We start from the raw sequence: 12,849 nt of genomic DNA on the forward strand, positions 1-12,849 counted from the left end.
GCAATCGAACCGATCCGCGTCTTGCGCACAGATAACGCTTGGTTATTATTAAGCAGCTTGCGCCGGACACCTGGAGAGGATGGTTGATGGAACACCTCGCTTACCGGTGCGCGACCGTAGCGGCTGCGGCCCTGGCCGTCGGCGGGTTGGTCGCCGTGCTGACTCCGACGACCCCGTCCCTGCCTGACGTGCAGATTCGCGACTTCGCCCTGGCCGGACTGCCCACCGGGCACGTGGATCCGGGCGCGGGGATCGATGTGGCCGAGAACCACTACGGCCCCAGTAGCGTCAGCGGCGCCGACTTCGACCCACAGCAGATCAACCTGGGCGATGTGCTCTACAGCCGCGGCGAGGATGACCTCGGTACCGGCTCGGAGTTCAACACCGGTGACCTCGAGCATGAGTTGAGCGCCATCCTCAGCGCAGGCGGGGGACTGGATCCGCAGACCGTGCTGGGCGCCGTGCCCGTGGTCGACCTCGGTGCCGTGACCCCGTCGGTCGGTGGTGCGGTCGGCGGAAGCGAACAGGCTGTCAACAGCGCGGTGGCCACCACCTCCACCGCCATCTGGGCGCTGATGACCGGCCTGCCGGCGCTGCAGCAGACGTTCAACGCCGGCGTGGTGGCAATCGAACAAGAACTGAACAACTCGCTGGTCGCCGCCCAGGAGGCTGCCGCGGAAAAGCTGTTCGGTGACAACCCCGAAGTCAGTGACGCCGTGAACTGGATCTTCACCCTCAACAACACGGTGCTGGCGCACAACGAAGCCGCGTTCAACAGCCTGTTCGGTATCGACTACGACCCCCACAGCGCCCTGCTCGGCAACATGGACCCGGGCCTCGCCGAGGCCGACTGGAGCACCCTGCTGCAGTTCAGCCCGGACGATTTCAACGAGATCGTCAACGCCATCCAGGCCGACAACCTCTGGCTGCTGTTGGGCAACATCGACTGGGCAAGCCTGTTCGCCGGCCTCTTCTGATCTGCACGGTAGGGTTCGGCCGGTGTCAGAACTGACCCCCCGGCTGTTGTTCGTGCACGCCCATCCCGACGACGAGACGCTGACCACCGGGGCAACGATTGCCCACTACGCCGCCCGTGGCGCCGAGGTGCACGTCGTCACCTGCACTCTCGGCGAGGAGGGCGAGGTCATCGGGGACCGCTGGGCACAGCTGGCGGTGGATCACGCCGACCAGCTCGGCGGTTACCGGATTGGCGAACTCGCCGCCGCGCTGCGCGAACTGGGCGTCGGCCCGCCGCAATTCCTCGGCGGCGCCGGACGCTGGCGGGATTCCGGCATGGACGGCACCCCGGCCCGGCGACAGCAGCGGTTCATCGACGCCGACGACGCCGAGACGGTCGCGACGCTGGCCGCCGTCATCCGGCGGGTGCGTCCGCACGTGGTGGTGAGTTACGACCCCAGCGGCGGATACGGCCATCCCGACCATGTGCACGCCCACCACATCACCACCGCGGCCGTCGCAGCCGCAGCAGACGACACCGCCGGATCCGGCCCGGCCTGGGCCACGCCGAAGTTCTATTGGACGGTGACCGCCGCCAGTGCATCGCGGGCGGCCCGGCGGGCCCTGCGGGACAGCGACTGCTTGCCGCACTGGACGCTGCCCGGGGAGCCAGACCCCGCCGGGGAATTTCCCGACGACCGGATCGACGCCGTCGTCGAGGCTGCCGCATCGCGCCCGGCCAAGGTGGCGGCCATGGCGGCGCACGCCACCCAGGTCACCGTCGGGCCCACCGGCCGGGCGTTTGCGTTGTCCAACAACGTGGCTCAGCCGATCGTGGACGCCGAACACTACGTGCTGGCCGCCGGCAGCGCCGGTCCGCGGGATGGGCGGGGCTGGGAAACCGACCTGCTGGCCGGACTTGAGCTCGGCGCCGCCGGGCACGGGGTAAGCTCCAGCTGAACCATCTCCCACGTAGAGGTAAAGGGCATAGGCATGGATCCCGATCTGGACCCGAACTTGGAGCACTGGCAGTGGTGGCTGGACAGCTTCCAGTGGATGGTCGGTTCGATGGTCAGCCAGCTGGACAGCATCCCCACTTGAGCCCCGTCGCGCCGCTCACCGAGCCCGCGAGGAATACCGATACGCCGGGTCCGCCCGTCAACTACCCGGTACTGGCTCTGCTGGCCGTCGACGGCGTCCTCTGTGCAGTGTCGACCGCCCTGCTGCTACCCGCGCACATCGGCGCCGTCCCGTTCCCGCTCAGCGCCCTGGTCGGGGGCCTGGTCAACACCGGACTGGTGTGGGTCGCGCTGCGCTGCACGTCGTCGCTGCGGTTGGCCGCACTGCCGCTGTGGGCCTGGCTGCTGACGATCGCGCTGATGACGTTCGGCGGCCCCGGTGACGACCTGATCTTCGCCGACCGCGGTGTGATGGCCTACGGCGTGTTGTTGATGATCGTGCTGGGCAGTGCACCGCCCGGGTGGCTGCTGTGGCGGCGCCGCCAGGCGCTGACCGCGCGCCGGCCGGCCGGCGAACCCTGAGGACCGGGCCGACGCGACCTGCGCTCGTCGGGGCGGTTGGCGCGGCGGCTACTGTGGCGCGTATGGCATGCGCGAGATTCCGGATGCGGGCGGAGCGCGGATGACGCACCCGTCGGCGCTGCGACGTGTCCTGCGGCGGGCCCGCGACGGCGTCCTGCTCAACGTCGAGGAAACCGCCATCGCGATGAGTGCGCGCGGTACCGACCTGGCTGACCTGTGTGCCAGCGCCGCGCGGGTGCGAGACGCCGGCCTGATGTCCGGCGGCCGGCGCGGGCCGGGTGGCCGGCTGCCGGTCAGTTACTCGCGCAAGGTGTTCATCCCGGTCACCCACTTGTGCCGCGACACCTGCCATTACTGCACCTTCGTCACGGTGCCGGGGGTGCTGCGAGCACAAGGCAAGCAGATGTACCTGGGGCCCGACGAAATCCTCGAGATCGCCCGCCGCGGCTCCGAATTGGGATGCAAGGAGGCGCTGTTCACCCTGGGCGACCGGCCCGAGGAGCGGTGGCCCGAAGCGCGGCAGTGGCTCGACGAGCGCGGCTACGACAGCACGCTGGCCTATGTACGTGCGATGGCCATCCGGGTGCTGGAGGAGACCGGTCTGCTGCCGCATCTGAACCCCGGCGTGATGAGCTGGTCGGAGATGTCGCGGCTCAAGCCGGTGGCGCCGTCGATGGGCATGATGCTGGAGACCACGTCGCGGCGGCTGTTCGAGACCAAGGGCATGGCGCACTACGGCAGCCCCGACAAAGACCCGGCGGTGCGGCTGCGCACGCTGGCCGACGCGGGCCGGCTCTCGATCCCGTTCACCACGGGCCTGCTGGTCGGCATCGGTGAGACCCTGGCGGAACGTGCCGACACCGTGCACGCGATCCGCAAGGTGCACAAGGAGTTCGGGCACATCCAGGAAGTGATCGTGCAGAACTTCCGGGCCAAGGAGCACACTGCGATGGCCTCGACGCCCGACGCCGGCTTCGAGGATTTCCTGGCCACGGTAGCCGCGACCCGGCTGGTGCTGGGCCCCAAGATGCGGGTGCAGGCGCCGCCCAACCTGGTGTCGGCCGACGAATGTCTGGCATTGATCGGCGCCGGGGTCGACGACTGGGGCGGGGTGTCGCCGCTGACCCCGGACCATGTCAATCCGGAGCGGCCCTGGCCGGCGTTAGACGACCTGGCCGCGATCACGCAGCGCGCCGGCTATGACCTGGTGCAGCGGCTCACCGCTCAACCCGATTACGTGCAGGCCGGTGCGGCGTGGATCGACCCCCGGGTGCGCCCGCACGTCGCGGCGCTGGCCGACCCGGACACCGGGTGGGCGCGCGACGTCAACCCGGTCGGGCTGGCGTGGCAGGAACCCGATGACGTGCAGTCCACCGGCCGGGTGGACCTGCACACCGCGATCGACGTCGACGGGCGGGCGACCGAGACCCGCAGCGATCTCGGTAGTGCCTTCGGGGACTGGGAGTCGATCCGCGAACAGATTCACGACCTGGCGGCAAGGGCGCCGGAACGTGTCGACACCGATGTGCTGGCCGCGCTGCGCTCGGCGGAACGCGACCCGGCCGGCTGCACCGACGCCGAATATCTGGCCCTGGCCACCGCGGACGGTCCGGCCCTGGACGCCGTTGCCGCACTGGCGGATTCACTGCGCCGCGACGCCGTCGGCGATGACGTGACCTATGTGGTCAACCGCAACATCAACTTCACCAACGTCTGCTACGTCGGCTGCCGGTTCTGTGCATTCGCCCAACGCAAAGGTGATGCCGACGCCTTTTCGCTGTCCAACGCAGAGGTCGGGGAACGCGCCTACGAAGCGCACCTGGCCGGCGCCACCGAGGTCTGCATGCAGGGCGGGATCGACCCCGAGCTGCCGGTCACCGGTTATGCCGATCTGGTGCGCGCGGTCAAAGCACGGGTGCCGTCGATGCACGTGCATGCGTTCAGCCCGATGGAGATCACCAACGGGGTGTCCAAGAGCGGCTTGAGTATTCGCGAGTGGCTGATCAGCCTGCGCGAGGCCGGCCTGGGCAGCATCCCGGGCACTGCCGCGGAGATCCTCGACGACGAGATCCGCTGGGTGCTGACCAAGGGCAAGCTGCCGACCTCGATGTGGGTCGAGGTGATCACCACCGCGCATGAGGTCGGACTGCGGTCCAGCTCGACGATGATGTACGGCCACATCGATTCGCCGCGGCACTGGATCGGCCACTTCCGGGTGCTGCGCGACATCCAGGACCGCACCGGCGGTTTCACCGAATTCGTCCCGCTGCCGTTCGTGCACCAGAGTTCCCCGCTGTATCTGGCCGGTGGGGCGCGGCCCGGGCCGAGCCACCGGGACAACCGTGCGGTGCACGCGCTGGCGCGGATCATGCTGCACGGCCGCATCCCCAACATCCAGACCAGCTGGGTCAAGTTGGGTGTGGAACGCACCCAGGTGATGCTCAACGGTGGGGCCAACGATCTGGGCGGCACCTTGATGGAGGAGACCATCTCCCGGATGGCCGGCTCCGAGCACGGGTCGGCCAAGACCATCGCCGAGTTGGTTGCGATCGCCGAGGGCATCGGCCGCCCGGCTCGGCAGCGCACCACCGACTACGCGCCCATTCCTGCGCGCGACGGGGGCACGTCCCCGCAAGCGGGGGACCCCCAGCTAGCGCACTGAGGGGCCTACAGCCGCGCCGCCAGCTCGGTGCCCTGCTTGATGGCCCGCTTGGCGTCCAGCTCGGCCGCCAGCGCCGCCCCGCCGATCACGTGCGGGTGCACGCCGCGTTGACGCAGTCCGTCCTCGAGGTCGCGCACCGACTCCTGCCCGGCGCAGATCACCACGTTGTGCACGGCCAGCACCTGGCGGCGCGCCTTCTTCGGGCCGTAGCTGATGTGCAGCCCGTCGTCGTCGATCCGCTCATAGTTCACCCCCGAGAGCTGTTGGACGCCTTTGGCTTTCAGCGATGCCCGGTGCACCCAGCCGCTGGTCTTGCCCAGCTTGCGGCCTTGGGCTCCCGCGGTGCGGGCCAACAGGTAGACCTGTCGCGCCGCCGGCGCCGGATCCGGCGGCAGCAGTGCCCCGGGGGCGTCCCAGGGGTTGGCGGCGCCCCACTCGGTCTTCCACTCCTTGAGGTTGCGCGTCGGTGAGGACTCCGGGTTCTCCACGACCAGGAATTCGCTGACGTCGAAGCCGATTCCGCCGGCGCCGATCACCGCCACCGACGCTCCGACCGGCCGACCGGTGATGGCCTCGGCGTAGGTCAACACCATCGGATGCTCGATGCCGGGGATCTGCGGGATCCGGGGCTTGACGCCGGTGGCCAGGATCACCTCGTCGAAGCCGGTCAATTCGTCGATGTGTGCGCGGCAGCTCAGCCGCACCGTCACCGCATACTTGTCCAGCATGGTGGTGTAGTAGCGAATCGTCCCGGCGAACTCCTCTTTGCCCGGAATCCGCTTGGCCAGGTCGAATTGGCCGCCGATGAACTCGTTCGCCTCGAACAGTGTCACCTGGTGGCCGCGCTCGGCGGCCGTCACCGCCGCCGACAACCCCGCTGGCCCGGCGCCCACCACCGCGATGCGCCGACGGCGCCGGGTCGGGCTGAGCACCAGCGTGGTCTCGTGGCCGGCCCGGGGATTGACCAGACACGAGACCTTCTTGTGCACGAAGGCATGGTCCAAACAGGCCTGGTTGCAGGCGATGCAGGTGTTGATCTCGTCGGCCCGGTCGGCAGCGGCCTTGCGCACCCAGTCCGGGTCGGCCAGCATCGGGCGGGCCATCGAGATCAGCTGGACCGAGGTCTCGGCGAGGATCTGCTCGCCCGCCTGCGGCATGTTGATCCGGTTGGAGGCCACCACCGGGATGCTGACGTGGTCGGCGACCGCGTGGGAGATGTCGACGAAGGCGCCGCTGGGCACCGACGTCACGATGGTCGGCACCCGCGCCTCATGCCAGCCGAAGCCGGAGTTGATCAGGGTGGCCCCGGCCGCTTCGACTTCGGTGGCCAGCGCGAGGATCTCATCCCAGCGCTGGCCCCCCTCGACGTAGTCGGCCATCGACAGCCGGTAGCAGATGATGAAATCCGGTCCCGCCGCCGCGCGGGTGCGGGCCACAATCTGCACCGGGAACCTGCGCCGGTTGGCCGCGGTGCCGCCGTAACGGTCGGTGCGGTTGTTGGTGCGCGGCGCCAGGAACTGGTTCAGCAGATATCCTTCGCTGCCCATGATCTCGACGCCGTCGTACCCGGCTGCACGGGCCAGCTCGGCCGCCCGGGCGAAGTCGGAGATGGTCGATTCGACGCCCCGCAGCGACAGCGCACGTGGCCGGAACGGGTTGATCGGCGCTTTGATCGCCGATGCGCTGACCGAAAACGGATGGTAGGCATAGCGTCCCGCGTGCAGGATCTGCAGCAGGATCTTGCCGCCCGCCTCGTGCACCGCGTCGGTGACGCGCCGGTGGCGGCGTGCGTCGGCGGCGGTGATCATCGCCGAGGCGAATGGCAGCAGCCAACCCGTCCGGTTCGGTGCATAGCCGCCGGTGATGATCAAACCGACGCCGCCGCGAGCCCGCTCGGCGAAGTAGGCGGCCAGTTTGCCGATGTCGGAAGCGCGGTCCTCCAGGCCGGTGTGCATCGAACCCATCACCACCCGGTTGTTCAAGGTGGTGAACCCGAGGTCCAACGGGGACAACAGAATCGGGTAGGGAGGTGTCACAGTGCCTCCTGGACTTCATCGAGCCAGTCGATTGCGCTTTGCTCCGCCTGAATTCCGCCGCGCAGCACCAGGTACTGGTGCAGGGCGGACCCGGTCAGCGAGCCGGGGTCCGGGAATTGCTTCTTTTCCAGGGCTCGGTAGACGTCCAGCCGCGTGGCGCGCTCGGCGCGCAAGGTGACCGCCTGCTCGCGGACCGCGGCGGCGTCGCCGTAGCAGGCGCCGCGGACCTTGACCGCCAGCTCGCGGAGACGGTTGTCCACCACTGAGCTCCCGCGACCGGCGAGCGGTGCAGCGAGCCAGCGGGCCAACTCGGCCCGGCCCGCGTCGGCGACGGTGTAGACCTTCTTGTCGGGACGGCCATGCTGGCTCACCTCGGTGGCGCGCACCCAGCCCTCGGCCTCCATGGTGCGCAGCGTGCGGTAGATCTGCTGGTGGGTGGCGCTCCAGAAGTAGCCGATCGAGCGGTCGAATCGGTGGGCCAGCTCATAGCCGGAGCCGGCCTGCTCGCTCAGCGACACCAGGATCGCGTGGGGAAGCGCCACGGGCGCGAGCATAAGCACGGCGCCCGGCCCTATGCAACTTGTTGCACTGCAACTGGGCGCATAGGCAGGTGGGTCGTGCCAGCGGCGGTGCCGGCGCGGTTACTATCAGGAACCGATGAATCCGCCGCGTTCCGCCGTCGCCCCGTGAGCCCCGTGCACGGCGGCAGATCAGCCGCGCTGCCGACCTTCCCGTGGGATACGTTGGCCGAGGTGACGGCGCGGGCCAAGGCGCATCCCGACGGCATCGTCGACCTGTCGGTGGGCACCCCCGTCGATCCCGTGGCGCCGGTCATCCGAGCGGCCTTGGCGGCGGCTTCGTCGGCGCCGGGATATCCGACCACCGCCGGCACTGCTCAGCTGCGGGCGTCGGCGATCGCCGCACTTGACCGCCGCTACGGGATCACCGGAGTCGCCGAGTCGGCGGTACTGCCGGTGATCGGCACCAAGGAGCTCATCGCCTGGCTGCCGACCCTGCTGGGTCTCGGCGGCGACGACATGGTCGTCGTTCCGGAACTGGCCTACCCGACCTACGAGGTGGGCGCCCGGCTGGCCGGGGCGGTGTGGGTGCGCAGTGACGCCCCGGACCGCCTCGGCGGTGCGCCGCCGGCCCTGGTGTATCTGAACTCACCCAGTAATCCCACCGGGGCCATCTTGAGAGCCGACGAGCTCCGTGCCCTGGTCGGCTGGGCCCGCCAGAACCGGGTGCTGCTGGTCTCCGACGAGTGCTACCTGGGGCTCGGTTGGGACGCCGAACCGCGTTCGGTGCTGCACCCGCAGGTCTGCGACGGCGACCACCGCGGCCTGCTGGCCGTGCACTCACTGTCCAAGACCTCCTCACTGGCCGGGTATCGGGCCGGTTTCGTCGCCGGCGACGAAGCCGTGGTGGCCGAACTGCTCGCGGTGCGCAAACACGCCGGGATGATGGTGCCGACCCCGGTGCAGGCGGCGATGGTCGCCGCCCTCGACGACGACGCACACGAGCGTGAACAGCGCGACCGCTATGCCCGCCGCCGTGAGGTGCTGCTGCCGGCGATGCGCGCGGCCGGCTTCCGCATCGACCACTCGCACGGCGGGCTGTATCTGTGGGCCACCCGCGGCGAGGCGTGTCGGCGCACCGTCGGCTGGCTGGCCGAGCGCGGAATCCTGGTGGCGCCGGGGGAGTTCTACGGCCCAGCCGGCGCCGAGCACGTCCGGGTGGCGTTGACCGCCACCGACGAGCGGATCGCCGCGGCGGCCGACCGGCTGCAGTCGGCTCGCTAAGCCACGGCTTTGCGGTGCAGAATCGGTAGTACCCCCTCGGCGAACCAGTAGGCCTCCTCCAGATGCGGGTACCCGACAGGATGAACTCGTCGAATCCCAGCGAGTAGTACTCCCAGATCAGATTCGCGACTTCCTGGTGGCTGCCCACCAGCGCGGTTCCTGCGCAGCCCCAGACCAGGCCGACACCCGCCCACAGGTTCGGGTAGATCTCCAGTCTGTCGGTCCGGCCGCCGTGCAGCGCCGTCATCCGTCGCTGCCCCTCGGAACGGGCATGCAGTGCAGTGGATTTGGCGATCCGTTCCGGCGACAGCTCGCTCAGCAATTCCTCGGCGACGGCATTGCTGCCCAGGCTGATCGCGGCGCCGCGATGGGCGTCAAGGTCTGGTTCAACGGGCATCCTCTACGTGTTCGCCGGCATGAACGCGCCAGCAACACTGCGGCACAGTCGAAGACGAGGTTATGGTTGAGGTCCCGAAACTGACAATGGTTTGAATTGCCGTGAATGGAATCGATTCGGCGACCTACCGGATATGTGGCCCGGGTTTACCGCACCGCGAGATTCTATCTTCCGGCTGGCGGCGCCAACTGCTCCGCCGGGGAGTGCTCCCCGGGAACCGGAGCGCCGCCGTGTCGGCGGATTCGCGCAGGTGATAGCTGTGGGGTGGGCCCGTTCGGCGGCGGGGAGGGCCACTCGCCGCTGTGCGGCGGCGCCGGCGGGCGTTCGGGCCAGGTGCACCGCTGGCGGCTGTCGGGGTGCGCCGATCGTATTAGCGTCAGCACAAACCGACCGCCGCAGACGGCGACACAGAGTTCTCGAGCGCGGCGGGGTTTCGGTCCGGCGACAGGCGCGAGGGGTTTGTGGTGATGGATTTCGGAGCGTTGCCGCCTGAGATCAATTCGGCGCGGATGTATTCCGGTGCCGGGTCGGCACCGTTGCTGGGCGCCGCATCCGCCTGGGGGGCTCTTGCCGAGGAATTGCATTCGGCGGCGGAGGTTTACCAGTCGCTGGTCTCCGAGATCGCCGATGCCTCGTGGTGGGGTCCGTCGGCGATGGCGATGCTGACCGCCGTCGGTCCCTACGTGTCGTGGATGAGTGCGACAGCCACCCTTGCCGAGCAGGCGGGCGACTACGCCCGAGCCGTGGTCGGCGCCTACGAGCTGGCCTACGCCGCCACCGTTCCGCCGGCGGAGGTGGCTGCGAATCGCAGCCTGCTGAGTCTTCTCGTCGCCACAAATTGGCTGGGGCAGAACACCTCTGCGATCGCGGCCACCGAAGCGCAGTACGCCGAGATGTGGGCACAAGACGCCGCGGTGATGTACGGGTATGCCGGAGCCTCTCGCATCGCGTCGATGGTCGCCCCGTTCGACACACCGCCGGTGACCACCGCGGCGGGCGGCGAAGACCGTCAGCAGACAGCGGTAACGCGGGCCGTCGGGTCGGCGGCCCAGCAGCGGGCCTGGACGGATCTGGTCGCCACGATCCGCGACGTGCTGGAGAGGCTGTCGGTGTCGCCGTCGCATTCGGCGACATGGGACGAGCTCAAGGCAAACCTGCCGCAGATTCTGAAGAACTTCACCACCAGCGAACAGATTGTGCAGCGTCTCGCCTCCACCCCGGCCAACATCCTCGGCATCTCGAAAGGGGTTGTGCCGCCAGCGCCGTCCCCGGCGCCGGCGGTGGCTGCACCGGTCGTCCCGGCGCTTCCGGCGGCGGTCGGCGCGGCCGGGCCCGGCGGCGCGCCGTCGGCCGGCTTGGGTCGAGCCGGAACCGTCGGCAAGTTGTCGGTGCCCGCTAGCTGGGCCGGCGCGGCGCCCGCGCCAGGTCCGGAGACCATCGCGCCGCAGCCGGTTCCGGCGTCCACTGCTGTCGAGAACCAACCCAAGGGCCTGCTGCGCGGGATGCCGATGAGCGCCGGTGTTCCTCGGCGCAGCGAAGGCTACGTCAACCGATACGGGTTCCGGTACAACGTGTTACCGCACCACCCGGCCGGTGGCTAGCTAGCTGATTGCGCCAAAGACATTACCCGCGTTGGGATTCTTTCTCGGTTGCGCTGTTTGCATGATGCGGATTGCGCCACCCTTCCGGGGTGTTTGCACTGGTCAGGGTGGCTGCGTGGACTTTCGCTTAACGGGGCGTGGCGCGGGAGCGGAGCGTCGCGTCGGCAGCTCCGGTAGGCGACGGTAGCCACGAATCCGCTTAGTCTGCCAGGTAACAGATCCGGTGAAGTGCGATGGCGCTGAAAGCAATTAGGAGCACAAGGATGTCGTTCGTCAACACACAACCTGAAGCATTGGCGGTCGCTGCCAGTGGCTTGCGCGGTATCGGCTCGGTGGTGGCCGCGCAGAACGCGGCTGCGGCAGGCCCGACCACGGTGCTGCCGCCGGCCGCGGCCGACGAGGTATCGGCGTTGACCGCAGCGTTGTTCGCCGCTCATGCCCAGGCCTATCAAGAGGTCAGCGCACAGGCCGCCGCGATCCACGAGGCGTTCGTACGAACCTTGGCACTGAGCTCCGACTCGTATGCGGTGACCGAAGCGGTCAACGCCGCCGTGGCGAGTTAGCGCGCGGCAATGGATTTCGGGTCGTTGCCGCCGGAGGTCAACTCCGCGCGCATGTATTCCGGTGCCGGCTCCTCGCCGCTGGTCGCCGCTGCCACGGCGTGGAGCAAGCTGGCCGCCGAGCTGAACTCGGCCGCCACCGGCTATGAGCAGATCGTCACCGGCCTGACCGGCGAGGATTGGCTCGGACCGGCGTCGGCGTCGATGGCACAGGCCGTTGCGCCGTATGTGGAATGGATGAACGCCACCGCCGCGCGGGCCGAGCAGGCCGCAACCCGGGCCCGGCGGGCCGCCACCGCCTACGAGACCGCGCTGGCCGCCACCGTGCACCCGGCCGACGTCGATGCCAATCGCAGTCGATTGTCGTCCCTGGTGTCCACGAACGTGTTGGGCCAGAACACGCCGGCGATCGCGGTGACCGAGGCCGACTACGGAGAGATGTGGGCACGCGATAGCGCCGCCATGTACGGGTATGCCGGCCAGTCGGCGTCCGCCTCGCAGGTGGCCCCGTTCAGCACGCCCGACCCGATGACCGCAAACGAATCGCCGTCCGCGCAACTGGTCTCCGCCGTCCAATCGGCGCTGGCGAGCCTGGCATCGCCGGCGTCGTCGGCAGCGGACTCGTCGACGTCGCCGCTGGACAGCATGCTCAGCGACCTCTACACGATGGTGGGTCTGAAGTACACCCCCGGCAGTCCGATCGCTAACCTGCTGGCCCCCTGGACGTCCTATGTCGCGCCGACGCAGAGCAGCATCGCGATCGCGCACTTCTCCACCGGCGCCGTCAACAGTGGGGTCGCCTTGTCGAAGGCGCTGGCGCCGGCTACTGCCGCGGCGAAGGCTGCCGGTGATGGCGCCAAGGCGGCCGCCGGGGCCGTTCCGGCGGCGCTGCCGGCGGCCGGCTTGGGCGCCCAGCTCGGCGGCGCCGCGCCGGTGGCTGCGGGGCGTCACCGGCCGAGCCTTAGCCGGTCAGCCGGCGGAGAACGGGCGTGCCATGACCTTGGGCGCAAAGCCGTAGCGGGGGCCGGATCCCCGTCCTCCGGCGCCGGCACCGGCCAGCGGCATCCCGCCCATCAGATTTCCGGACCCTTCGACATGCGGGCTGATGGCCGAGACGGTGCTGACCGGTATCGGCGCGACCGGCCCCGCCGCCGGGCCGGCCGCCGCCCAGCTGGCCGGCACCGACAGGCGCCCGGCCGCCACGGCGTTGCCGACGCCCGCAGCCACCGGTCAGAATCCGCGCGATCGCATCGTGTTCGGCCTGGGTGACCCACAGGCCACCACCGCACACGA

9 protein-coding genes and 2 pseudogenes are annotated in these 12,849 nt (G+C 69.4%); 8 read left to right on the forward strand and 3 right to left on the reverse strand.

Going from position 1 to position 12,849, the window contains the following annotated elements; genetic code table 11:
* Positions 1-86: 86 nt before the first annotated feature.
* The 4 genes from A5694_RS14050 (at position 87) to A5694_RS14065 (ending at position 5,160) form a co-directional block, all read left to right on the forward strand.
* Positions 87-977, forward strand: a complete 891-nt coding sequence (locus A5694_RS14050) for a hypothetical protein (RefSeq protein WP_082952669.1) — start codon at positions 87-89, stop codon at positions 975-977.
* Positions 978-999: 22 nt separating this feature from the next.
* Positions 1,000-1,917, forward strand: coding sequence for an N-acetyl-1-D-myo-inositol-2-amino-2-deoxy-alpha-D-glucopyranoside deacetylase (mshB, locus tag A5694_RS14055; RefSeq protein WP_064922443.1), 918 nt, complete (start codon positions 1,000-1,002; stop codon positions 1,915-1,917).
* Between the two features lie 212 nt (positions 1,918-2,129).
* Positions 2,130-2,498, forward strand: coding sequence for a hypothetical protein (locus A5694_RS14060; RefSeq protein WP_234786408.1), 369 nt, complete (start codon positions 2,130-2,132; stop codon positions 2,496-2,498).
* A 67-nt stretch (positions 2,499-2,565) separates the two neighbouring features.
* Entirely contained in the window at positions 2,566-5,160 is a 2,595-nt protein-coding gene (locus A5694_RS14065; protein ID WP_064922445.1) for a bifunctional FO biosynthesis protein CofGH, read from the forward strand.
* A gap of 5 nt (positions 5,161-5,165) precedes the next feature.
* On the opposite strand, the gene A5694_RS14070 is transcribed toward A5694_RS14065, so the two are convergent.
* Together A5694_RS14070 and A5694_RS14075 are read right to left on the reverse strand one after the other, a co-directional pair.
* Positions 5,166-7,196 (reverse strand): NADPH-dependent 2,4-dienoyl-CoA reductase, encoded by a 2,031-nt coding sequence (locus A5694_RS14070; RefSeq protein ID WP_064922446.1) that lies wholly within the window; start codon positions 7,194-7,196, stop codon positions 5,166-5,168.
* Complete coding sequence (locus A5694_RS14075; protein ID WP_064922454.1) at positions 7,193-7,738, reverse strand: PadR family transcriptional regulator; 546 nt, start codon at positions 7,736-7,738, stop codon at positions 7,193-7,195. Before A5694_RS14075 ends, A5694_RS14070 begins: the two co-directional genes overlap by 4 nt.
* Before the next feature lie 153 nt (positions 7,739-7,891).
* Here A5694_RS14075 and dapC point away from each other — a divergent pair, with 153 nt between their 5' ends.
* Positions 7,892-8,998, forward strand: a complete 1,107-nt coding sequence (gene dapC / locus A5694_RS14080; protein ID WP_064922455.1) for a succinyldiaminopimelate transaminase — start codon at positions 7,892-7,894, stop codon at positions 8,996-8,998.
* Here dapC and A5694_RS22645 read toward each other — a convergent pair.
* Positions 8,995-9,335 (reverse strand): annotated as a pseudogene (locus A5694_RS22645) (LLM class flavin-dependent oxidoreductase); the annotation flags it as partial. The gene dapC and the pseudogene A5694_RS22645 sit on opposite strands and share 4 nt — an antisense overlap.
* A gap of 527 nt (positions 9,336-9,862) precedes the next feature.
* On the opposite strand from A5694_RS22645, the gene A5694_RS14085 reads away from it, so the two are divergent.
* The 3 genes and pseudogenes from A5694_RS14085 to A5694_RS25295 all read left to right on the forward strand — a co-directional run.
* Complete coding sequence (locus A5694_RS14085; protein WP_064922447.1) at positions 9,863-10,996, forward strand: PPE family protein; 1,134 nt, start codon at positions 9,863-9,865, stop codon at positions 10,994-10,996.
* 263 nt (positions 10,997-11,259) lie between these two features.
* On the forward strand, positions 11,260-11,559 hold the full coding sequence (locus A5694_RS14090; RefSeq protein ID WP_064922448.1) for a PE family protein: 300 nt from the start codon (positions 11,260-11,262) through the stop codon (positions 11,557-11,559).
* A 9-nt stretch (positions 11,560-11,568) separates the two neighbouring features.
* Positions 11,569-12,715, forward strand: a pseudogene (locus A5694_RS25295) (PPE family protein); the annotation flags it as partial.
* Positions 12,716-12,849: the final 134 nt, after the last annotated feature.

It is taken from the genome of Mycolicibacter sinensis (assembly GCF_001667945.1).
Lineage (GTDB): Bacteria > Actinomycetota > Actinomycetes > Mycobacteriales > Mycobacteriaceae > Mycobacterium > Mycobacterium sinense_B.